We start from the raw sequence: 22,241 nt of genomic DNA, 5'->3' as shown, positions 1-22,241 counted from the left end.
TCCCGTCATACGGTGCTGGTATTGCTATCCAACACAAATCAATGGAGCGTTTTGATGGGACTGCGTATCGGAAGCCTCGCGCCGGATTTTACCGCCAAAACAACCGAAGGCGAGATCCGCTTTCATGACTGGATCGGTGACAACTGGGCGATTCTTTTCTCGCATCCGAAGGACTTCACGCCGGTCTGCACCACTGAGCTCGGCTACATGGCCCAGCTCAAGCCTGAGTTCGACAGGCGTGGCACCAAGGTGATCGGCCTGTCGGTGGATCCGGTCGAAAACCATGCCACCTGGGCGCAGGATATCGAGGAGACTCAGGGGACGGCGCCCAATTATCCGATGATCGGCGATACGGACCTGACCGTCGCCAAGCTCTACGACATGCTGCCGGAGGACGAGGGTGACAGCTGCGAGGGTCGCACGGCCATGGACAACGCCACCGTGCGTGCCGTCTACGTCGTGGGGCCGGACAAGCGCATCAAGGCGATGCTGGTTTACCCGATGACCACCGGGCGTGACTTCAACGAGATCCTGCGGTTGCTCGATTCCCTTCAGCTGAACGCCCGACATACGGTCGCGACGCCCGTGAACTGGCAGGACGGTGATGACATCATCATCCCGCCGGCGGTCAGTGACGAGCAGGCCCGGGATAAATTCCCCGAGGGCTGGGAAACGCTTAAGCCGTATCTGCGGGTGGCCAAGCAGCCGGCGGACTGAATCGGTTAAAGGCCGGGGCAGCAGGGGCTGGCCCGGTCCGCCCCTCCCGCCTCGAATGTGCCCGATGGCCTCGCGTGTTACGCTCCCCGGCTAATGTCAGCAATCACCGGCGGGACCCGCATGGCGTCTGCAGAGCATATCTATCGCGTGATCTTCCACAATCAGGGCAAGATATATGAAATCTATGCCCGTAATATTTCCGATGGCGGGCTGCTTGGGTTTGTGGAGATTGAGGAGCTCACCTTTGGCGAGCGCACCCAGGTGGTCGTGGATCCCGCCGAAGAGAAACTCAAGAGCGAGTTCGAAGGCGTCAAGCGCACCTATGTGCCCATGCACTCCATTGTCCGAGTCGACGAGGTCGAAAAGGAAGGCACCGCTAAGATCTCTGAGGCGGACGGCAACGTCACACCGTTCCCCAGCTCGGTTTACACCCCGGGGCACCGCACCGATTGATCGTGAGCCGGGTGTGAATTAACCTGCACGCTGTTCTGGAGAGGTGTCCGAGCGGTCGAAGGAGCGCGCCTGGAAAGCGCGTGTACGGTAACCCCGTACCGAGGGTTCGAATCCCTCCCTCTCCGCCAGACATAAAACAGGGGCCGCGGGCCCCTTTTTTGTGTCTGACAGTGCCAGGGGTTCGAACCCTCGGTACAAGCAGATAGTGGGTTCGACCAATCGCGAGAGCGATTGGGACGCCGAGCGCCGCGAGGCGCCCGTAGGGTGAGGCCCGCAGGGCCGAATCAATCCCTCCCTCTCCGCCAGACCCACCTATTGATTGCAGCTAACAGAAAGCCTCGCTCGATTGCTCCCAGCTATTACCCCCATTGGCAGCAACAACTTCCATCCTCAGCTGTGTTTGTTATAACTGCAGCCTGAAGAGCAACCATTGGCACGAGCGGAGTATACGAGCTATGGCAGCAGCCGATATCGATAAAGCGGGCAAATGCCCGGTCATGCATGGCGGGGCGACCAGCCAGAGCAGCGACAATATGGAGTGGTGGCCCAACGCGCTGAATCTGGAAATCCTCCACCAGCACGACACCAAGACCAACCCGATGGGCGAGCATTTTGACTACCGCGAGGAAGTCAAGAAGCTCGACTACGAAGCGCTGTGGAATGACATGCGGGCGTTCATGAAGGACAGCCAGTCCTGGTGGCCGGCCGACTGGGGCCATTATGGGGGCCTCATGATCCGTATGGCCTGGCATGCTGCTGGCTCCTATCGCACATCCGACGGCCGGGGCGGTGGGGGCACCGGCAACCAGCGCTTCGCGCCGCTGAACTCCTGGCCGGATAACACCAACCTGGACAAGGCACGCCGCCTCCTGTGGCCGCTCAAGCAGAAGTACGGCAATCAGGTGAGCTGGGCGGACCTGATCATCCTTGCCGGCACGGTGGCGTATGAGTCCATGGGCCTCAAGGTGTTCGGCTTTGGTTATGGCCGTGAAGACATCTGGCATCCCGAGAAGGACATTTACTGGGGCTCGGAGAAGGAATTTCTTGCGCCCAGTGACGAGCGCTACGAGGATGTTGAGAACCCCGAGACGATGGAAAACCCGCTGGCCGCCGTCCAGATGGGACTGATCTACGTGAACCCCGAGGGTGTCAACGGCAACCCGGATCCGCTGGCTACGGCCGAACAGGTGCGGGTGACCTTCGATCGCATGGCGATGAACGACGAGGAAACCGTCGCGCTGACCGCTGGCGGTCACACCGTGGGCAAGTGCCACGGCAATGGCGATGCCGAGCTGCTCGGGCCCGATCCGGAAGCGGCCGACGTCGAAGAGCAGGGCCTTGGCTGGAACAACCACACGACGCGCGGCGTCGGGCGTGACACGGTCACCAGTGGTATTGAGGGCGCCTGGACCACGAAGCCGATCGAGTGGGACAACGGCTACTTCTATCTGCTGCTCAATTACGAGTGGGAGCTCAAGAAGAGCCCGGCCGGCGCCTGGCAGTGGGAGCCGGTGGACATCAAGGAAGAGGACAAGCCGGTTGATGTCGAGGATCCCTCCATCCGACTCAATCCGATCATGACCGATGCCGACATGGCCATGAAGATGGACCCGGCCTATCGGGAGATCTCGGAGCGGTTCTACAACGACCCGGCCTATTTCGACGACGTGTTCGCCCGCGCCTGGTTCAAGCTCACGCACCGTGACATGGGTCCCAAGGACCGCTACATCGGCCCGCATGTCCCGGATGAGGACTTGATCTGGCAGGATCCGGTGCCCGCGGGCAACCGCGATTACGATGTGGATGCACTCAAGGCGGCGATAGCCGGGAGTGACCTGTCGATCGATGAAATGGTCGCGACCGCCTGGGACAGCGCCCGCACGTTCCGCAACTCGGACCTGCGCGGCGGTGCCAACGGCGCCCGCATCCGCCTGGCGCCCCAGAAGGACTGGGCCGGTAACGAGCCTGAGCGGCTGCAGAAGGTACTCGGTGTGCTCGAGCCGCTGGCCCGTGATGCCGGGGCGAGCCTGGCCGACACCATCGTTCTGGCCGGCAACGTCGGCATCGAGCAGGCGGCCAAGGCGGCCGGTTACGATGTCACGGTGCCGTTCCTGACCGGACGGGGTGATGCGAGCGAAGAGCAGACTGATGCCGCGTCCTTCGATGTCCTGGAGCCCGAGGCCGATGGCTTCCGCAACTGGATGAAGAAGGATTACGTCGTCAGCGCCGAAGAGCTCATGCTCGACCGCGCCCAGCTGCTGGGTCTGACCGGGCCGGAAATGACCGTGCTTGTCGGCGGCATGCGGGTGCTCGGCACCAATCACGGCGGCACGCAGGAGGGTGTGTTCACCGACCGGACCGGCGAGTTGACCAACGACTTCTTCGTCAACCTGTGCGACATGGGCAACACCTGGAAGCCGGTGGACACCAACCGCTACGAGGTGCGTGACCGGCAGACCGACGAGGTCAAATGGACGGCCACCCGGGCCGACCTGGTGTTCGGCTCCAACTCGATCCTACGGTCCTATGCCGAGGTCTATGCGCAGGACGACAACCAGGAGAAGTTCGTCAACGACTTCATCAGCGCCTGGACCAAGGTGATGGACAACGATCGGTTCGATCGCGTCGCCTGAGCCCTTCACCCCGTGAAGCGAAGCCCCGCCGCGGCCACTGCGCCCCGGCGGGGCTTTTTGTGTCGGATCCCCCGGAGACTCGGCGCGGCGGCCTTTTCGTGGCAATATCTAGCGCCGATCCATTGATGACAGGTTTCAGGACCTCATGCCTCATCTTTTCGTCAACCGCAGCCGGGCCTATGACCTGCTCGAGTCCTCCGAGAAGGCGGGACGCACGTTTGTCTGGGAGAGCGTTAACGCCATTCTCTACGTCTTTGGCGGCGTTGCGTTCATCTTTGGCAGCCTGTTCTTTTTTCCTGCGCTGGAGGCCGAACTCAACTGGGGTGTCTGGGGCTTTTTCATTGGCTCCATCCTCTATCTGCTGGTCACGGCGCATGATGTGCTGGAGGTGCTGCGCTACCGGCGCGAGCCGCACCGGGGGCGTTCACTCGAACTGGTTGCGGCCAGCGGCTATCTGATCGGCACGATCCTGTTCCTTGTCGGCAGCGTCCTGTTCTTCACCTTCGTGGACCTGACGGTCGCGGGCGCCTGGTGCTTCATCATCGGCAGCCTGTTGTTCACCGCCTCGCCATTCGTCAATGTGCTCCAGGTCCACCATCTCAGTGCGCGCGCCCTGCGCCTATACACCCTGACCGGCATCAGCTTTGTGGCCGGCGCGGTGCTCTTCACCACCGCCTCCATTCCCTATCTGTGGAACATCGGGGATTCGCGGCTTGCGATCGAGCTGTCGGATTTTCTGGGGGCGCAGTATCTGGTCGGCAGTGTCCTGTTCCTGGCCGGCGGGTTTTTCAACTATCTGCGCGCCTGGGTCCGGGTGCGGGAGTATCGCTCGCAATGATCCCGCTGTTTGGCACCCTTTTCCCCGGTTGGATTCTGGTGGTGGCGGCGGCGGCGCTGATCACCATCGGGCTGACGCTGATCCTGCGCTGGGTGGGTCTGGGGGCTGCGATTCCCGCCAGGCCGGTGTTCAATCTGGCGCTTTTCCTGCTGGTGACGTTCATTCTCTGGGAGGTCCTCTATGCCAGCCATTGATCGCCACGCCGTCAGAAGGCAGGGACAGCGATGAGCGCCCGGGAGGCGATGCGCCAGCGAATCACCGACCGCCATGGTGCCGGCTCGGGATCGCCGGGGCGCTGGCGCCGGATAATCGGGGTCGGCCTGCTGATTGGCGTGCTGTTGGGTGCCGGCATCATGGGCGAGCGGGTGGTGAGCACGCTCGATACGCGCCCGCGGACCAGTGATGCCCAGATCGCGGCGGATACGACGCTGTTGGGCGCCCCGTTGCCGGGCCGTGTTGTCGAGATCGGCGTTCGCGAAAATCAGTCGGTGAAAGCCGGGGCGGTTCTGTTCACGATCGACCCGGCCCCCTACGCCATGGCGCTCAGTCAGGCTGAAGCCACGCTCGACGCCGCCAAGGCCGAACTGGCGGACGCCCGCCGGCGGATTGAGGCCGAGGCTGCCAACGCCGATGGCGCGCGTGACGAGATTCAGCGCGCGGAAGACGACCTGGCGCTGGCGGAGCGTACTGTGGTGCGCCTGACCCCATTGGCAGAGGCGGGCATCGTCTCGCAGCAGACCTATGATGAAGCCGTCACCGCCCGTGCCAATGCGCAGACGGCGCTGCGTCAGGCACAACAGGCGGCCGTTGCGAGCGTCGATCTCATCGAGACCGCTGAGGCGCTGGAGGCTGAGCGCGATGCGGCCCGGGCGGCGGCACAGCTCGCCCGCTGGGAGCTTGAGCAGACCACTGTCAGGGCGCCGTTCGATGGGGTTGTCGTGGGTCTTTCCGCGGCCAGGGGGCAGTACCTGGTCCCGGGCGAATCGATCCTCACCCTCATTGATGACCAGTCCTGGCAGGCGGTGGCACTCGTGCGGGAAACCGACCTCGCCGGGATACGCCCCGGGAGCGACGCGGAAGTGAGTGTCGCAATTGATACCAGCACGGCCGTCAAGGGCCGGGTCGAGAGCATTGGGCGGGGCATACAGCTGTCGGATGACGTCGATCTGGCCGGCCGGCTGCCCTACGTTCAGGCAACGCTTGACTGGGTACAGGTGGCGCAGCGCTTCCCGGTGCGCGTCAAACTCGACAACCCACCGGATCACCTGCGGCGGCTGGGGGCGTCGGCCCGGGTCGTGTTCACGCCCGATGCGAGCGCGGCCCCTGAGTCCGGAGGAGGGCGGTGAGCATTCTCGCGGATCTCGCCCCGCGACCGGGGCGTTTTCGTGACGCCGTCTCCATCGGAGGGCTCTGTACCGCCATCGTCGTGGTGTCCATGACGCTTCGCATTCCCGAAGCGGGTCTGGCCGCCTATCTGGTTTTCTTCGCCTATCGGCCCGATGCCAACGGCACCATCGCCGTGGCGGTGGTTTTCGCCGCACTCTCGATCCTGGTGGTGGGTCTGTCCATCCCGATGCTCGCCGCGGTGGTGGATAACCCACCGGCGCGCATGGCGTTGGTCGCGGTGATCACATTTGTCGGAATGTGGCTGGCGAGCGCTACGCCACTCGGACCCATCGCCAGTACGCTGGCGATGCTGTTGACGTTTCTGGTGATCCTGCCGGATGTGGTCAATCTGCCCATCCCCAACGAGATCGAACTGCTCACTCGCGGTATCGCCTGGGTGGGGCCCATTGTCATCGTGGCGATGATCACCATCGGGGTGCTGGCGTATCTGTTCGGGCGTAATGCGGTGGGCGTGGTCGAAGATCGTCTGGCGGAACGGCTTGCGGCGGTGGAGGAGCGGCTCGCCGGGCGGATCGATGCCCGGGCCTTTGCCGAACGGGCCACGGCGGCGCCGGCACGGGTCGAGGATCTGAATAAGTTTGCGGGCCTCTCGACTTCCCGGGCGGACTGGCAGCGGCTGCAGGCGCTCGACCGAGAGCTGCTCGAGCTGATGCTGGCGGTGGCGGCCCTGGACGCCAGCGGCGCCGATCAGCGCACGCGGTCCGGCCTGGCGGCGGCCCTGACCGACACCGCGGCGATGGTCCATGCGAGAGCCCCCGAGTCCGCCGCCGACAGGCCACTGGTCGCGGCCACCGCCGAGGACGTGGCGGCGCAGCTGCGTCGGGTGGGCGGTATTCTCAAAGGCGACCCGCTGCCGGCGGCGCCCGCCCGCGCCAACGAGTCAGTCGGGTTTCGGGCGTTGTTGGCCGAACCCCGCCACTGGCAGTTCGCCACCAAGGTCACGCTGGCGGCGATGGCTTGCATCGTGCTTTTTACCGGACTTGAGTGGGTAAGCGTCCACACTTGCCTGATTACCTGCTACTACGTCTCAGAGGCCACTCTGGGCGAGTCGGTTCACAAGATGACGCTGCGGATGATCGGGTGTCTGATCGGGGCGGCGATCGCGGCGTTGAGTCTGATCTATTTCGTCCCACTCATGAATGATGTCGGCCAGCTCGCGCTACTGGTGTTCGTTGTCGCATCCATTGGCGGTTGGATCGGGGTCGGCTCCGAGCGGATTGCCTACGCGGGCTTTCAGATTGTCCTCGCGTTCTTTCTCGTGGTGCTCGAGGCCTTCGGGACTTTTGGGGTGAATTTCGGCCCGAGCTACGATTTCGAGCCGGCCACCGGGCGCATCATCGGTATCCTGCTCGGCTCGCTGGCCTGCGCGTTCGCCTTTGTCGCGCTCTGGCCGCTGCCCATGCGGGTGGATGTCGCCGATGGGATTCAGCGGGCCTACCGGTCCGTGGCGGCCGGACTCCGGGGGAGTCCGCTGCCCGAGCGCGCGGGTGTGCTCGCGGGCCTGGGGCGCGCGCGGGACCTGCAGGATTACACCGCCTTCGAGCGGGCCGTCGAAATCGATTCCATCACCCCCGCCTGGGGCGCCGCCGTCGATGAGGCGTTCACCACCCTCGCCGTGGCATCGACGCTCGAGCGTCGCCGGGCGCGGGCCTCCGGTGCCCCGTTGATCAACACGCAAGCGTTTGCCGAGGCATTCGAGCAGGATGCCGAGACCTTCGCCATGGGCCGCCTGGCGCCGCCATGGACACGCACCGCCGACCCGTCACTGCGTGCCACCGGCGCGGACGCGAAGGACCAGGCCCTCGTCAATTACCTCCAGGAGATCGCAGGATGCCGTACCGCTCCCTGCGCGGCCGAGTCGCCGCAGCCAGCGCTCTCGTCATAGTCCTCTGCGGATGTTCCCCGCGCATGGATTCGCTGGCGCCGGCAAGCTCAGTGACTGAGTGGGATGTGCCCGTGACGCTGACCGATCAGGCCCAGCAGGCACTGGGGGCGACGGATCGCCCGATGCCAGCCGTGCATGGGGATGCGCCGCACGATCTGCCGGCGCTTATTGATCTCGCTCAGCGCCTCAACCCCGAGACGCGGGTCGCCTGGGAGCAGGCACGGGTTGCCGCCCATGCCGTGGATGCGGCCAGCGCCGAGTATTTCCCGCAGATCGGCGCGGGACTGGTCATGGGGCGCGGGCGCTCCGACATTACCTATGACCTGCCCGGACTTGGCAGTACCACCGTCGACAATACCGCCACGGCCACCGTGCCCACGGTCTATGCGGAGTGGCTCCTTTACGATTCCGGCGGTCGCGATGCCGCTGTCAGACTCGCGCGCCGACTCGCGCTCTCGGAGAACATCGGGTTCAACCTGGCCCACCAGGAAACGGTGCTCGATGTGACCCGCGAGTACCACGAGCTGCGATCGGCGCGCACCCAAGCGGAGGCGGCGGCAGAGGCGCTTGCCAATAGCCGGCGGATTCTGGCGGCCGCTCGGGCCCGGCGGGATCAGGGCCTGGGCGATGTTGTCGAGGTCGCCCAGGCCGAGCAGGCGCTGGCGCAGGCCCAGCTTGATGATCTACGCGCCCGGGGCGAGGCCCGGAGCGCGCGCGCCGCCCTGCTGGCAAGCGTGGGTGTCGCGCCGGATGATGATCTGGCGATCGCCACGGGGCCCATGCCTTTGCCGGTGGAGATGACCCAGCGGCTGGATGGTCTTGTCCGCGACGCCCTGGTGCACCGGCCCGACATTCTCCAGGCCGTGCTCAATCTCCAGGCGCAGCGCGCTGCACAGGCTGGTGCCGAGGCCGAATTCCAGCCCAAAGTCGGTGTGGTGGCGTCGCTGGCTCGTAACGAGGGTGGGCTGGCGATCAATCGTAATCGATTTGATCTACCCGCGACGGACAGCCTTGCGCTGTTGACGCTCGAGGTGCCCATCTTCAATGGTGGGCTTCGGGAGAGTCGACGCAGCGCCGCGGCAGCCGAAGTGGCGGGCGCCGAAGCGGCCCTCGCTGCCGTGCGTAATGAGGCCGAGGCGGCCATCATCACGGCTTATGAGGGCATGCGGACCGCGGTCGAGGCGGTGCGCAGTGCCGAATCCCTGGTGGCGGCCTCGCGCCGGACGGCCGAGGCGACGCTCTCGGCCTATCGCGAGGGGGTCGGCAATCTGCCCGATGTGCTGGCCGCACAGAACGGGCTTCTCGATGCCGAACAGCTCGCCTCGCAGGCGCGGGCCGACGCGCATGTCTCGGTGGCAGTGCTTGCCTTCGAGACGGGTAACTTTCAGTAAGACGTCAAGGAGTCATCGATGTACAAGGATTGGGCGAACACAACCGACGAGCTGACCAAGCTCATGCAGTCCTTCGGCAAGGGGCATCCCGAAGTCGCCAAGGGCTTTACCCAGCTCTCGAAGGCGGCGGAAAAGGACGGCGCGCTCAGTGCCAAGGACAAGGAGCTGATGGCGCTGTCCATTGGTGTGGCGATTCGCTGCGAGGGCTGCATCGCCTTTCATGCCAAGGCGGCGGCCGAGTACGGCGCGACCCGCGCCGAGGTGCTGGAGACCATCGGGGTCTGCCTCTACATGGGCGGCGGCCCGGCATTCGTCTATGGCGCTCAGGCGCTGGAGGCATTCGACGCCTTTGCCGAAGACCGCTGACCCTCTCGTCTGAGCACAAAAAAAGGGCCGACGCCGATGGCGTGGCCCCTTTTTCTACCCGCGGGCAGTCGGCTCAGTAATTGCCGCGCACGCCATCCACCGCCGCGCTGGTGGGCACAAGGGCCTTGACCAGGGTCTGCATGTCGATCATGCCCACCTGCTCTCCGTCCTTGGTCACCCGATAGACCAACCCGGTGTCACCATCCGAGGCGGCAATCACCGACTCGAGGTTGGACTCCTCGTCGATCTCTCCCGCAACGGGGCCGTCAATGGGCTCGCGGGTGTGCTGCATCACCGAGCGGACCCGCAGCACGCGGGCGCGGTTGATGTCGCTGATGAAGTCGATGATGTAGGGGTCATTGGGTCGCAGGAGGATGTCCTGCGGCTCGCCCTGCTGCACCGTATAGCCGTCCTTGAGAATCACCAGATGGTCGGCGAGCTTCAGCGCCTCGTCCAGGTCATGGGTGATGAACACGATGGTCTTGTGCAGTTCCTGCTGCAGCTCGAGCAGCAGGTCCTGCATGTCGGTGCGGATCAACGGATCGAGTGCCGAGAAGGCCTCGTCCATCAGCATGATGTCGGAGTTGGACGTCAGCGCCCGTGCGATACCGACCCGCTGCTGCATGCCACCGGAGAGCTGATGCGGGTGCTGGTTGTCATTACCCTGAAGCCCGACCCGCTTGAGCCATTTGCTGGCTTCCTCCAGGGCGGCCTGCTTGTCTTCACCGCGCACGATCAGCGGCATTGCCGCATTCTCGGCGATGGTGCGATGGGGCAGCAGGCCGAACTTCTGGAACACCATGGACATGTGCTCACGCCGCAGTTGGCGCAGCGCGGTCTCGTCATAGGCGATGACATTCTCGCCATTGACCGTGACGTCACCGGAGGTGGGCTCGATCAAGCGGTTGAGGTGCCGGATCAGCGTCGATTTGCCCGAGCCGGACAGCCCCATGATGACGGTGATCTGACCATCCGCCATGTCCACGTTGATGTCCTGGAGCCCCAGGACATGTCCGTACTGCTCGAGCAGATCGGTTTTGTTGACACCGGCCTTGACGTGTTCCAGCGCTGCGGCCGGGTCGTCACCGAAGATCTTGTACAGATGCTGGATCGAGATCTTTATCTGATCGCTCATTGAATCGACCTCCTGTGATTACTGCTGCGACGTGTTGACGCGGGCCAGTGCGGCCTTGGTCACACGATCGAGGATGACGGCGAGGAGGACGATGCCGAGCCCGGAAACCAGTCCCACACCCAGCTCGAGGTTGCGGATGCCGCGCAGCACCAGCACGCCCAGACCCGGCGCGGACACCAGCGAGGCGATCACGACCATGGCCAGGCTCATCATGATGGTCTGGTTGACACCCGCCATGATGTTGGGGAGTGCGAGCGGGATCTGCACGCCATAGAGCTTCTGCCGATCGGTCATGCCATAGGCGTCCGCGGCCTCGATCACGTCCTTGTCGACCAGCCGGATCCCCAGGTTGGTCAGTCGGATCACCGGCACGATGGCGTAGAGGATGATCGCGATGCCGTAGAGCTTGGGCTCGGTAATCGAGAACAGGAAGATCAGCGGGATCAGATACACAAACGGCGGCAGGGTCTGGAGCATATCCAGCACCGGCGTGATACCGCGTTGCAGGTTGTCGCTGCGGGACATGGCGATGCCGATGGGCACCCCCAGCAATACGCAGATCAGCGAGCAGACGAAGATGATCGCCAGCGTCTGCATGGCGTAGTCGTAGTGGTCGATGAAGGCGAGGAACAGGATCATGGCGGCCACCATGCCCACCAGCCGGACCGACTTGGAGGCGACGAACACCACGGCCAGCATGATCGGCACCATGATGAACCAGGGCACGGTCTGGAACATGTTGAGGGCGCCGTTCAAAAACCAGCTCAATGGCTGGGTGATCGGGTCAAGCACGAACTTGAGGCTGTCCTTGATGGCAAGGAAGCCACTCTCCAGACCGCTGGTCAGATCTCGCGTCTGGGCAATGGCCGGGCAGGCCTCGTTGAGGTTGTCGAGGGACGGGAACGGGAGTTCCCATAGGGAGGGCGAACCGGTGTTCTGGCTGGCCAGGAGGTCATCCATACTCATGGATCCACCACCTTTTTCGCCGCACCACTGGCGCAGTCCCAGGCTATTGAAAATAAAATCGTAGGTCGCCATCGGCGGATTCCTTTCGTGGGATGAGAAAAGGCGCCGGGGCGGAAGCCCCGACGCCTGTGGTCATGTCAAGGCGCGTGCCCTTAGAACATGCCCTGCAGGTTGGAACGGGCATCCTCGCTCAGCCAGCTCATCCACTCTTCCTGATTGTTCTGCAGGAAGTAGACGACCGCCTCGTCAACGGTTGCCTCGTTATCGGTATGCCAGGCCAGCAGACCGTTCATGACGTCGTTGTCGAACGTGACGTTCTGCATGAGCTCGAAGGCTTCCGGCTCGCGCTCGGCCAGATCCGCGGTCACGACGTTGAACACGCTGGCGGACGGGAACGACGAGACGCCGACCTCGTTGCACTCGGTGTTCTGGTTGCAGTCGTGGACTTCCTCGTTGTACGGACCCAGATCAACGCTCACGAAGTCGTACTTGCCGAGCGGTGCGGTGGGACCCCAGTAGTAGCCGAAGTAGGGCTCTCCGGCCTCATAGGCCGATGCCATGGCGGCCTGAAGGGTCTCGCCGGAACCGTGGTTGAACACCTCGATGCCATTGCCTTCCAGATCAAACGCCTCTTTCAGCGAGTCGTTGACGATCCGGCAGCCCCAGCCGTCAGGGCAGTTGTGGAAACGGGCGCCGACGAGATCGGGGTTGTCCAGGATCCCTTCAATGGTGCCGAGCTCGGGGTTTTCCTCGACGAGGTAGCTCGGCACGAGCCAGTGCTCGGTACCGCCTTCGCTGAAGGCGTCGGAGGCCTTCACGACCTTGCCTTCTTCGGCAAGCTCGAAGTACAGCGGGGCGGAGTTGACCCACAGCTCAGGCACGATGTCGGGCTCGTTGTTCTCGGCCAGCGAGGTGATCGCGGTGGTGGTCGCCGACGGCACAACCGTGACATCGCAGCCATAGCCCTGCTCGAGCAGGAACTCGGTGACACCGGTCATGATGCCGCCCGAGGTCCAGTTCATCTCGGCGACGGACACTTCGCCGCACTCGGCGTTGGCCGCCATGGGTGCCATCGCACCGGCGAGGACGAGGGCGTATAGAGGACGCTTACTCATGGTTTTCTCCATTATCTTGGATTAATTGAAGGATTGGCCATCAGCCGGGGCGGCCCGAGTACCCGCTGATAACGGGGTCGCGCCTGCACCGGTGCGATGGAAAGGGGAGAATCTGCTGCACAGCGCATGCAGTCTGAATTTTGCGCGGTCGATCGGGTATCGGATTGCCCGGTCTCCGTGTCCAAGTTGAGTTAACTATAGATCAACTTTTCTGATCAGCGCAAACGGCCGGACTCATCCGAGCCAGGAAAGGGCCAGGGCGCCCGCCAGCGGGCCCAGCACCATGCTGACCAACCAGCGGCGCCAGACGAACGCCCAGCCGAGGGTCGGCAGTTCATAGGCAAGCACACGATGGAGGGCAAAACACGACCATCCGGTCAGCAGCGCGATGAGCTGCGGGGTGCCCACGCCGGCGCGCTCGAGCACCAGGATCAGTGGGAATGTGACGGTCGGCCCGCCCGGCAGGATGCCGCCGAGCGCCGAGGCGATGACAACGCCGGTGAGCCCCGAGCGGGCACCGAGCCACTCGCCGAACAGCGCCTGGGGGATCAATTCACCGACAAGGCTTGCGGCAATCAGTGCGATGGGCAGTCGGATCAGCAGCGGAGCGAGCTGTCGCCACGCCCCACGGATGACGCTGGCATGGCTGACTCCGCTGTGGCGATGGCCCATCACGCCAAGGGTCAGTGCCATGCCGAGGATGCTCAGATAGGCATAGACCATTCAGCGGCGCACCGGCTCGCCCAGCCATTGGGCGGTGACGCCCGCGATCAGCGGCAGGGGCAGTGACACGAGAAGGCGCAGCACAACAAAGTCGACGCCAAAGAAGGGTAATTCCCAGATCAGGATGCGCTGGATTCCGAGCACCGACCAGGCGGTCAGGTAGGTGATGCAGATCGGCAGCGAGGCACCCACCGCACGCAGTCCGACAACCAGCGGAAACGCCATGAACGGTCCGCCCGGGGTGACCGCGCCGGCGGCAATGGCGATGAAAAGTCCGCGCCAGCCGGCATCACGGCCGAGCCATCGTTCAACGATCTCCCGGGGTAGCAGGGCCTGGGCATAGGCCGCCATGACAATGGCGATGACCACCAGTGGAATGACCAGGGCGATCAGCTCGCCGGCTGATAGAAGCGCACCGGTCACGGCCTCCACGCCCTGACGCTGGGCGAGGAGGGTGCCGGCGGCTGCGGCCAGCACCACGAAAAACACCGTCATCCGCCGGTTTCCTCACGAAGGCGTTGCCAGCGTTGCCACTGCCCGGCGTCTATTTCACCGCTCTCCAGCCCCTGCCGAATGGCGCAGGCGGGCTCATGGCCGTGACGGCAGTCATTGAAACGACAGCGGCGGGTGGCCGCCGCAATCTCCGGGTATGCGGCATCCACGTCACTCGCGGATAGATGGTCGAGCCGCAATGTGCGGACCCCGGGCGAGTCGACCACGGCGCCCCCATCGGGGCGCTCGAACCAAGTGGTCGCACTGGTGGTATGCCGGCCCTGGCCGCTGGTCGCGGATATTTCCCCGATACGCCGCGATGCCGTGGGGATGAGGGCCTGGGTGATGGACGATTTGCCGACCCCGGACTGCCCCACCAGGATCAGGGCTTCATGGCGGGTCGCGGTCCGCAGGTGGGCGAGCCCGTCGTCGGATAGGAGGCTGCCCGTCATCAGGACGATCCCCTGGTGCTCGCAGCGTGTCCGTAAGGCGTGCATCGCCCCCGTCGGCGTCGACGGGGCCAGGTCCTGCTTGTGACACCAGATGAGCAGCGGAATGCGCAGTGCCTCGCCGAGGACGATATAGCGGTCGATCAGCAGGGCGTCGGGGACAGGCTGTGGGGCGATCACCACGACAATGCGGTCGATATTGGCGGCCAGTCCCCGGGGTCGACCGCGAAAGTCACCGCGTTCGATGAGATTGGTGCGCGGCCGGATCGCATCGATCCAGCCCGCGGTGGCGTCGGCGGACCAGTCCACCCGGTCGCCACAGACCGGACGGGGCGCGCGCCGACTGCGGGGGTGGCAGCGATGCAGCGCGCCGGACGAGTCGGCCACAAGGCAGTGATTGCCGCTGCTCACGATCACGCGGCTGCCGGTCTCATCCATGGCGTGGGTGTCTCGGTCGGGGAGTGGCTTTGGTAGACTGCCGGCTCAACGCAGGCAAGGGGAATGCAGACCAATGCTTTACTCGGCGACGAATCTGATCTGGATCGATCTTGAAATGACCGGGCTCGACGTCGATCGCGACCAGGTCATCGAGATTGCCACGATCGTCACTGACGCCGATCTGAATGTGCTTGCCGAGGGGCCGGTGCTGGCCATCCATCAGCCTGAGTCGGTGCTGGCCGGCATGGACGAGTGGAATCAGACCCAGCACGGTGGCTCGGGCCTGCTCGAGCGGGTGCGTCAGAGCGTGGTGGATGAGCGTGAGGCCGAGCGTCAGACCCTGCGATTCCTCGAGCAATGGGTGCCGGCGGGGGTGTCGCCCATGTGCGGCAACAGCATCTGTCAGGATCGTCGCTTCCTCCATCGGGTGATGCCCGAGCTCCTGGGGTACTTCCACTACCGGCACATCGACGTGAGCACGCTCAAGGAGCTGGCGCGGCGCTGGCTGCCTTCCGTGGCCGAGACCACCGGTAAGACGAGCTCGCATCTGGCGCTTGACGATATCCGCGACTCCATCGCCGAGCTGCGCCACTACCGCGCCAGTTTTCTGTGCGAGGCGGCACGGGGCGGTTGATGTCGGGCGTGCTCAGGCGTTGCTCCCGGCACTGACGGGGCGCCGCGGGTCGTTACCCCATTCCGACCAGGACCCATCGTATCCGCGGACCCGCTCGAAACCGAGCCAGCGCAGCACGACATAGCTCAGCGATGAGCGGTGATGCGTCTGGCAGTGCGTGATCACCTCGCGCTCGGGCGTTACGCCGAGTGCGGCATAGGCCTCGCGCAGGCTCTCCGCTGGCCGCAGGCGGCCGTCACCGGCTGCGTCGACGTTATCGGTCCAGTCCAGGTTGACGGCGCCGGGAATATGCCCGGCGCGTGCCGCGCGAACGTCGTCGCCGCGATACTCGCCCGGCGAGCGGGCATCGAGGATGACCACATCCGGGTCGTCGAGGTGTGATTCGATGTAGTCGGCGTCCGCCCGCGCGCGGCTGGCGGCCGTATCGACGGGGTAGGGCGGCGCCTCGGCCCGGGCTGCGTGGTTGTCGGCCACCAGTGGCAGTCCTTCCGCCCGCCACGCCGGCAGTCCGCCGTCGAGCAGCGACCAGTCGTCGTGACCCACGCAGTCCAGGGTCCAGAGCAGTCGCGAGGCGGCGCCACCGCCGCTTGCATCATACGCAACGACATGCCGCGTCGGGGTGATGCCCGCTTCGGCCAGCACCCTCGCGAGTGTGGCCGAATCCGGCAGCAGCCCGCTGGCCGGGGGCCGGGCGGCTACCAGATCCGCATAGCGCAGGCAGGTCGCCCCCTCGATGTGGCCCTGAGCGTGAACGGTCTCATCGCCCACAAACACCACCTGGATCCCGGGGTCGCCCAGGCGCTGCGCCAGATGATGCGCCGCGATCACTCGTGGCATGGCCGCCATCAGTGGGTCTCGCCGCCCAGGTACAGCCAGGTCTCGACCACGCTGTCAGGGTTGAGTGAGACACTATCAATGCCCTCATCCATCAGCCAGCGCGCCAGGTCGGGGTGATCCGAGGGGCCCTGGCCGCATATCCCGACATATTTGCCCGCCTTGTTGGCGGCCTGGATCGCCATGTGCAGCAGCGCCTTGACGGCCGGGTCCCGCTCCTCGAACAGGTGCGCGACCAGTCCTGAATCGCGGTCCAGCCCCAGGGTGAGCTGGGTGAGATCGTTGGAGCCGATGGAGTAGCCATCGAAGATCTCGAGGAACTCGTCGGCCAGCACGGCATTCGACGGCAGCTCGCACATCATGATGACCTTCAGCCCGTCACGACCTTTTTCGAGCCCGTTGCGGGCAAGCAGATCCACCACCTGACGGCCCTCATCGGGGGTGCGCACGAACGGGATCATGATCCAGACATTGGTCAGCCCCATTTCCTCGCGCACCTTGCGCAGGGCCCGGCATTCGAGCTCAAAGCAGGGCCGGAAGTCCTCCGAGATGTAGCGCGACGCCCCACGGAAGCCGATCATCGGGTTCTCTTCCTCGGGCTCGTAGGCCGCCCCGCCGATGAGGTTGGCGTACTCGTTGGACTTGAAGTCGGACATGCGCACGATCACCGGCTGATCGGCAAAGCTCGCGGCCAGTGTACTGATGCCCTCGGCGAGTTTATCGACGTAGAAACTGACCGGATCATCATAACCGGCGATCTGATTGTCGATGACCGATTTAAGGTCATCCGGCTGCTGGTCATACTCCAGCAGTGCCCGGGGATGGATGCCGATCATGCGGTTGATGATGAACTCGAGCCGGGCCAGCCCTACGCCGGCATTGGGCAGCTGGGCAAAGTCGAAGGCGCGGTCCGGGTTGCCCACATTCATCATGATCTTGAATGGCAGCTCGGGCATGTTGCCCAGCTCGATGTTGCGGATCTCGAAATCCTGGATGCCCCGGTAGATGTAGCCGGTATCCCCCTCGGCACAGGACACCGTCACCTCGAGGCCATCATGCAGGCGGTCGGTGCCATTGCCGGTGCCGACCACCGCGGGAATGCCCAGTTCGCGGGCGATGATGGCGGCGTGGCAGGTCCGCCCGCCGCGGTTGGTGACGATCGCCGAGGCGCGCTTCATGATCGGCTCCCAGTCGGGATCGGTCATGTCGGTGACCAGGACGTCGCCGGCCTCGACGGTGTGCATGTCCTCGAGATCATCCACCACACGGGCGCGGCCGGCGCCGATACGCTGACCGATGGCGCGGCCTTCAACCAGCACCTGACCGCGTTCGTGGAGCTGGTAGCGCTGTAGACTCTGGCCGCCGTCGCGGCTTTTCACCGTCTCTGGCCGGGCCTGGAGGATGTACAGGCGCCCGGTCTCGCCATCCTTACCCCACTCGATGTCCATGGGGCGGCCATAGTGGGCCTCAATGGTCATCGCCTGACGCCCCAGCGACTCGACATCCGCATCACTGAGGCAGAAACCGGCCCGTTCCGCCTGTGATGTCTCAACGACCCGCACCGTCTCGTCGCTGTCCGGGTCGTCCTCATAGACCATCTTGATGGCCTTCTCACCCATCGTCCGGCGCAGGACGGCGGGCCGCCCGGCGGCCAGCGTCGCCTTGTGAACATAAAACTCGTCGGGGTTGACCGAGCCCTGCACCACGGTCTCGCCAAGACCGTGGGAGGCGGTCACGAACACCACGTCACGGAAGCCGGATTCGGTGTCCATGGTGAACATCACGCCCGAGGCACCGACATCGGTGCGCGCCATTTCCTGAATGCCCGCTGAGAGCGCGACCTTGTCGTGCGCAAAGTCATGGTGCACGCGGTAGGAGATCGCGCGGTCGTTGAACAGCGAGGCGAAGACGTCCCGGATCGTGCGGCGGACGTTGTCAAGCCCGCGGACGTTGAGAAAGGTCTCCTGCTGGCCGGCGAAGGAGGCGTCGGGCAGGTCTTCGGCGGTCGCTGAGGACCGCACCGCCACCGACAGATCGGCTTTCTGCGAACGCTCGACCAGCTGCGACCAGGCCTTCGCGATCGCTTCGTCGAGTTCCGCCGGGAAGGGGGTTTCGATGATCATCGAGCGGATCTGTGCGCCAACCCGTGCCAGCGCCTGGACATCGTCGATGTCGAGGCCGTCGAGGGCGGCCTCGATCCGCGGCCGCAGCCCGCTTTCATCCAGAAAGTCCCAATACGCCTGCGCGGTGGTGGCGAAGCCCCCGGGGACCTGCACGCCCGCGCCGGAAAGGTTGCTGATCATCTCACCGAGCGAGGCATTCTTGCCGCCCACCCGCTCGACATCGTCCATGCCCAGCGACTCGAACCAGACTACATATTCGCTCACTACCGCTCTCCCGTTAAAAGTATGTGCCGCACCGGTATACTGATGCGTGATTATCGTTGATCAAGTCGAGTCCCGCCATGTCTGAATCGCGCAGTGTCTTTTTCATATCGGATCGCACCGGGATTACCGCCGAGACGCTTGGCCACAGCCTGCTCACTCAGTTCGCGCTCGAGGCGTCGCCGGTGAGCATGCCTTTTACCGACAGCCCGGACGCGGTGGATGCCGCCATCGAGCAGATCGAATCGGCGGGACGCGCCAGCGGCGTGCGCCCCATCGTTTTCAGTACCATCATCGATGCGGGCCTGCGCAACCGGCTGCGGCGGGTCAACGCCGTGGTGCTTGATTTTTTTGACACCTTCATCGGCCCGCTCGAAAGCGAGCTCGGCATGGAGTCGAGCCACACCATCGGCCGCAGCCATGGCATTGCCGATCCCGGGGCGTACAAGCTGCGTATCGATGCCATGAACTACGCGCTATCCGCCGACGATGGCGCCGCGGTGCGTCACTACGAGCAGGCCGACGTGGTCCTTGTCGGCGTGTCGCGCTCGGGCAAGACACCGACCTGCATCTACATGGCGCTTCAGTACGGGATCTACGCGGCGAACTATCCGCTGACTGATGATGATCTGCTCAGTGGCCGGCTGCCGGAAGTGCTGCGGCCGTTCCGCCAGCGGATCTACGCGCTCACGATCCGCCCCGAACGGCTCGCCCAGATCCGTGCCGAGCGGCGCGCGAACACCCGTTATGCGTCGCTGCGCCAGTGTCAGTATGAAACGGCTCGCGCCGAGGGGCTTTTTCACCAGGAGAAACTGCCTTTCTCGAACACCACCACCATGTCCATTGAGGAGATCGCGGCGATGATCATCCAGTCGCGTCATCTTCCGCGGCGACTCTATTAAAATCCCGGCTTTGATGCCAGTCAGGGGGCGTCCCACGCCGCGTGGCTGTGCTAGCATCCGCGCATGATCAAGCAGCCTGGCCAACTCGTTGCAGAGCGCCCGCCGCAGGGCAGTTTCGCCGCGCTCATGGAGCTCTACGAGAGCAACTACATCTTCCTGCGCCGCCTGGTGCCGCAGCTTGACGGACGGCGTGACGCGCAGGTCTCGAGCGTTGACCGCGGCCCCGATCTGCATCTTGAAGTCATTGAACGTTGCCCCTACACCACCACGCTGATGCTCACCCACCGGTTTGCCCGTCGTGATGGTGATGAGTCGCTGCCGGATCTGCAGGTGCGTATCTATCACGATGCCCGGGTGGCCGAGGTGCTGGCCACTGAGACCGAGACCGCGGGGCAGGCGCCGCTGGCCTGGCGCTGGGGGGCCAACCGGTTCCTCTATCGCTGGCTGCGCTACTGTCTTGGCGAGGGACACGGTTTTCCGAGTGCCAGCGGCGAAGCGGTCGTGCTGAGGCCTTCCGCAAGACGCTGGGCCGTCTAGGAGGGGGTTGCATGCGCCTTTCAACGAAGGGCCGCTACGCCCTGACCACCATCATGGACCTGACGCTGCATCAGGACGGTGGGCCGGTCACGCTGGCGGATATCTCCCAGCGTCAGTCGCTCTCCCTGTCCTATCTTGAGCAGCTGTTCGCCGATCTGCGCCGCGACGGACTGGTCCATGGCATGCGCGGACCGGGCGGCGGCTATCGCCTGGCCCGGGCGGCCGACACGATCAGCGTGGCGGCGGTCATCATGGCGGTGGATCCGCCGGCTGCCGCCATGGTGGATGACGGGGGTGGGCATGATGACGCGGGCAATCACTGCATCACCCATGACCTGTGGTCGGATCTGTCCGATCAAATCCGGGATTTTCTGGCCGGTATCACGCTGGCCGACCTTGCCGCGGATCCCGCGCTGGTGTCGCTGGACGGGTGACTACGGTTCGAGGTCGACGAGGCCGAGTTTGACCGCCGCCAGGGTCGCCTCGGCACGGGTCGATACATTGAGTTTGAGATAGATCGACTTGATGTGGCCGGCCACGGTGGACGGCCGGATCACCAGTGCCTCGCCCACCCGATGCCGATCGAGCCCCTGGGAGAGCAGGGCAAGGACCTCGATCTCGCGCTGGGTCAGTCCGGCCGCTTCGCTATCGGCGGGTTCAGAGCCCGTGCCGGACCCCGGCTCAGTCAGTGGCGCTTCAAACTGCCGCAGCGCGAGGCGCGTGATTTCGGGCGAGAGCCCGGGGTCTCCCTTGCCGATGGCGGCGAATAGCGCCTGGATCCCGTCGTTGCCCTGGTCCTTGAGGATATAGCCGTCAATGCCCTGGCGCAGGGCCGCCCGCAGATGGGCCTCGTCATCATGCCGGGTCAGCAGCACGCGCGGCGAATCGGGGTAGAGCATGCGCATCTGCTCGATCAGCTCAAGCCCCGAGCCGTCGGGCAGATAGAAGTCGGTGATGAGCAGTCCCGGCATCGAGCGGCCAAGCTGCCCATGGGCCGACTTGATGTCGGAGACAGCGATCAGGTCAATTTCGGGCCAGAGCCTGCAGAGGATGTTCTGGACCCGCTGCTGTTCGTCGCCATCCGGGTCGATGACCAGAGCGCGCTTCATCCAATCATCCGTTCCTCAGTGCTGCAGGATCTGTTCGAGAAACTCGCGGGTCCGCGGTTGCTCGGGGCGGGTGAAAAAGTCCCGGGGTGGCGCGGCCTCGACGATCTGGCCGTCATCCATGAAGATCACCCGGTCCGCCACGGTCTTGGCAAAGCCCATTTCATGGGTGACACACAGCATGGTCATGCCGCTGCTCGCCAGCTCGACCATGACATCCAGGACCTCCTTGATCATCTCCGGGTCGAGCGCCGAGGTCGGCTCATCGAACAGCATGATCTTGGGCTGCATGCACAGGGCCCGGGCGATGGCCACCCGCTGCTGCTGTCCGCCTGAGAGCTGGCCCGGGTATTTGTCCGCCTGTTCCGGGATGCGCACCCGTTCGAGATAGTGCATGGCCATCTCGATGGCCTCGCGCCGGGGCGTCTTACGGACCCAGATGGGCGCCAGCAGGCAGTTCTCGAGCACGCTCAGGTGCGGGAACAGGTTGAACTGCTGGAACACCATGCCGACCTCGCGCCGGATGGCCTCGATGTTCTTGACGTCTTCATTCAGCTCGACGCCGTCGATGATGATCTGGCCGCGTTGATGGGCCTCGAGGTGGTTGAGGCAGCGGATCAGCGTGGACTTGCCCGACCCGGACGGGCCGCAGATCACGATGCGCTCGCCCTTCTGGACATCGAGGTTGATCGAGTTGAGCACATGGAAGTCGCCGAACCACTTGTTGAGGTCGTTGACCTGAATGATGCTCTCATCACTGGCGGCCGATTCAACCGGGGTGGTCAGGGTCTCGGCCTCGAAGCCCGTGCCGTTGTTTTCCATGCCGGGTGTCCTTT

At 64.5% G+C, this 22,241-nt stretch carries 23 protein-coding genes and 1 tRNA gene; 14 read left to right on the top strand and 10 right to left on the bottom strand.

The genetic code is table 11. The annotated features are described in order from the left end of the window. The first annotated feature begins 54 nt into the window (after positions 1-54). The 10 genes from BBH56_RS05215 (at position 55) to BBH56_RS05170 (ending at position 9,690) form a co-directional block, all read left to right on the top strand. On the top strand, positions 55-717 hold the full coding sequence (locus BBH56_RS05215; RefSeq protein WP_069134004.1) for a peroxiredoxin: 663 nt from the start codon (positions 55-57) through the stop codon (positions 715-717). Positions 718-837: 120 nt separating this feature from the next. Further along, positions 838-1,170: a DUF1820 family protein gene (locus BBH56_RS05210; protein ID WP_069134005.1), complete on the top strand. Its 333-nt coding sequence runs from the start codon at positions 838-840 to the stop codon at positions 1,168-1,170. Positions 1,171-1,207: 37 nt separating this feature from the next. Beyond that, positions 1,208-1,298 (top strand) — tRNA-Ser (locus BBH56_RS05205). A 327-nt stretch (positions 1,299-1,625) separates the two neighbouring features. Then, positions 1,626-3,803, top strand: coding sequence for a catalase/peroxidase HPI (gene katG, locus BBH56_RS05200; protein ID WP_148122152.1), 2,178 nt, complete (start codon positions 1,626-1,628; stop codon positions 3,801-3,803). 145 nt (positions 3,804-3,948) lie between these two features. Continuing rightward, positions 3,949-4,641 (top strand): YrhK family protein, encoded by a 693-nt coding sequence (locus BBH56_RS05195; protein ID WP_069134007.1) that lies wholly within the window; start codon positions 3,949-3,951, stop codon positions 4,639-4,641. Continuing rightward, positions 4,638-4,835 carry a DUF1656 domain-containing protein gene (locus BBH56_RS05190; protein WP_148122151.1) on the top strand — a complete coding sequence of 66 codons (198 nt, stop codon included), beginning with the start codon at positions 4,638-4,640 and terminating at the stop codon, positions 4,833-4,835. Before BBH56_RS05195 ends, BBH56_RS05190 begins: the two co-directional genes overlap by 4 nt. 48 nt (positions 4,836-4,883) lie before the next feature. After that, on the top strand, positions 4,884-5,987 hold the full coding sequence (locus BBH56_RS05185; protein WP_157809098.1) for an HlyD family efflux transporter periplasmic adaptor subunit: 1,104 nt from the start codon (positions 4,884-4,886) through the stop codon (positions 5,985-5,987). Continuing rightward, on the top strand, positions 5,984-7,933 hold the full coding sequence (locus BBH56_RS05180) for an FUSC family protein (protein ID WP_148122149.1): 1,950 nt from the start codon (positions 5,984-5,986) through the stop codon (positions 7,931-7,933). Before BBH56_RS05185 ends, BBH56_RS05180 begins: the two co-directional genes overlap by 4 nt. Positions 7,934-7,956: 23 nt before the next feature. After that, positions 7,957-9,324, top strand: a complete 1,368-nt coding sequence (locus BBH56_RS05175) for a TolC family protein (protein ID WP_198515187.1) — start codon at positions 7,957-7,959, stop codon at positions 9,322-9,324. A gap of 18 nt (positions 9,325-9,342) precedes the next feature. Continuing rightward, complete coding sequence (locus tag BBH56_RS05170) at positions 9,343-9,690, top strand: carboxymuconolactone decarboxylase family protein (RefSeq protein WP_148122147.1); 348 nt, start codon at positions 9,343-9,345, stop codon at positions 9,688-9,690. Between the two features lie 73 nt (positions 9,691-9,763). Here BBH56_RS05170 and BBH56_RS05165 read toward each other — a convergent pair whose 3' ends face one another. The 6 genes from BBH56_RS05165 to rsgA form a co-directional block, all read right to left on the bottom strand. Then, a complete protein-coding gene (locus BBH56_RS05165; protein WP_148122146.1) occupies positions 9,764-10,825 on the bottom strand; it encodes an ATP-binding cassette domain-containing protein in 1,062 nt (353 codons plus the stop codon). Between the two features lie 18 nt (positions 10,826-10,843). Beyond that, a complete protein-coding gene (locus tag BBH56_RS05160) occupies positions 10,844-11,791 on the bottom strand; it encodes an ABC transporter permease (protein ID WP_318262495.1) in 948 nt (315 codons plus the stop codon). Between the two features lie 152 nt (positions 11,792-11,943). Beyond that, a complete protein-coding gene (locus BBH56_RS05155; protein ID WP_148122751.1) occupies positions 11,944-12,906 on the bottom strand; it encodes an ABC transporter substrate-binding protein in 963 nt (320 codons plus the stop codon). A gap of 234 nt (positions 12,907-13,140) precedes the next feature. Next, on the bottom strand, positions 13,141-13,629 hold the full coding sequence (locus tag BBH56_RS05150; RefSeq protein ID WP_148122145.1) for a hypothetical protein: 489 nt from the start codon (positions 13,627-13,629) through the stop codon (positions 13,141-13,143). After that, positions 13,630-14,124 (bottom strand): hypothetical protein, encoded by a 495-nt coding sequence (locus tag BBH56_RS05145; protein ID WP_148122144.1) that lies wholly within the window; start codon positions 14,122-14,124, stop codon positions 13,630-13,632. Next, positions 14,121-15,008 (bottom strand): ribosome small subunit-dependent GTPase A, encoded by an 888-nt coding sequence (gene rsgA / locus BBH56_RS05140; protein ID WP_148122143.1) that lies wholly within the window; start codon positions 15,006-15,008, stop codon positions 14,121-14,123. Before rsgA ends, BBH56_RS05145 begins: the two co-directional genes overlap by 4 nt. Positions 15,009-15,081: 73 nt before the next feature. Between rsgA and orn the strand changes: the two genes are divergently transcribed. Continuing rightward, positions 15,082-15,642: an oligoribonuclease gene (gene orn / locus BBH56_RS05135; RefSeq protein ID WP_069134017.1), complete on the top strand. Its 561-nt coding sequence runs from the start codon at positions 15,082-15,084 to the stop codon at positions 15,640-15,642. A gap of 12 nt (positions 15,643-15,654) precedes the next feature. Here orn and BBH56_RS05130 read toward each other — a convergent pair whose 3' ends face one another. Further along, positions 15,655-16,479, bottom strand: a complete 825-nt coding sequence (locus BBH56_RS05130; RefSeq protein ID WP_318262494.1) for a sulfurtransferase — start codon at positions 16,477-16,479, stop codon at positions 15,655-15,657. Positions 16,480-16,487: 8 nt separating this feature from the next. Continuing rightward, positions 16,488-18,863, bottom strand: a complete 2,376-nt coding sequence (ppsA, locus tag BBH56_RS05125; RefSeq protein WP_069134019.1) for a phosphoenolpyruvate synthase — start codon at positions 18,861-18,863, stop codon at positions 16,488-16,490. 77 nt (positions 18,864-18,940) lie between these two features. Between ppsA and ppsR the strand changes: the two genes are divergently transcribed. The 3 genes from ppsR (at position 18,941) to BBH56_RS05110 (ending at position 20,733) form a co-directional block, all read left to right on the top strand. Then, entirely contained in the window at positions 18,941-19,762 is an 822-nt protein-coding gene (gene ppsR / locus BBH56_RS05120; RefSeq protein WP_069134020.1) for a posphoenolpyruvate synthetase regulatory kinase/phosphorylase PpsR, read from the top strand. 63 nt (positions 19,763-19,825) lie between these two features. Continuing rightward, positions 19,826-20,299 carry a DUF1249 domain-containing protein gene (locus tag BBH56_RS05115; RefSeq protein WP_144348431.1) on the top strand — a complete coding sequence of 158 codons (474 nt, stop codon included), beginning with the start codon at positions 19,826-19,828 and terminating at the stop codon, positions 20,297-20,299. Between the two features lie 11 nt (positions 20,300-20,310). Continuing rightward, positions 20,311-20,733: an Rrf2 family transcriptional regulator gene (locus BBH56_RS05110; RefSeq protein ID WP_144348430.1), complete on the top strand. Its 423-nt coding sequence runs from the start codon at positions 20,311-20,313 to the stop codon at positions 20,731-20,733. Here the strand turns inward: BBH56_RS05110 and BBH56_RS05105 are convergent, their stop codons facing one another. Together BBH56_RS05105 and BBH56_RS05100 are read right to left on the bottom strand one after the other, a co-directional pair. Continuing rightward, on the bottom strand, positions 20,734-21,408 hold the full coding sequence (locus BBH56_RS05105) for a response regulator (protein WP_069134023.1): 675 nt from the start codon (positions 21,406-21,408) through the stop codon (positions 20,734-20,736). It abuts the gene before it with no gap. A 15-nt stretch (positions 21,409-21,423) separates the two neighbouring features. Next, entirely contained in the window at positions 21,424-22,227 is an 804-nt protein-coding gene (locus BBH56_RS05100; RefSeq protein ID WP_069134024.1) for an amino acid ABC transporter ATP-binding protein, read from the bottom strand. Between the last annotated feature and the right edge of the window lie 14 nt (positions 22,228-22,241).

It is taken from the genome of Spiribacter roseus, from assembly GCF_002813635.1.
Classification (GTDB): Bacteria; Pseudomonadota; Gammaproteobacteria; order Nitrococcales; family Nitrococcaceae; genus Spiribacter; species Spiribacter roseus.
The sequence above is the reverse complement of the archived record's forward strand: the minus strand, read 5'-3'. Positions and strand labels throughout refer to the sequence as shown.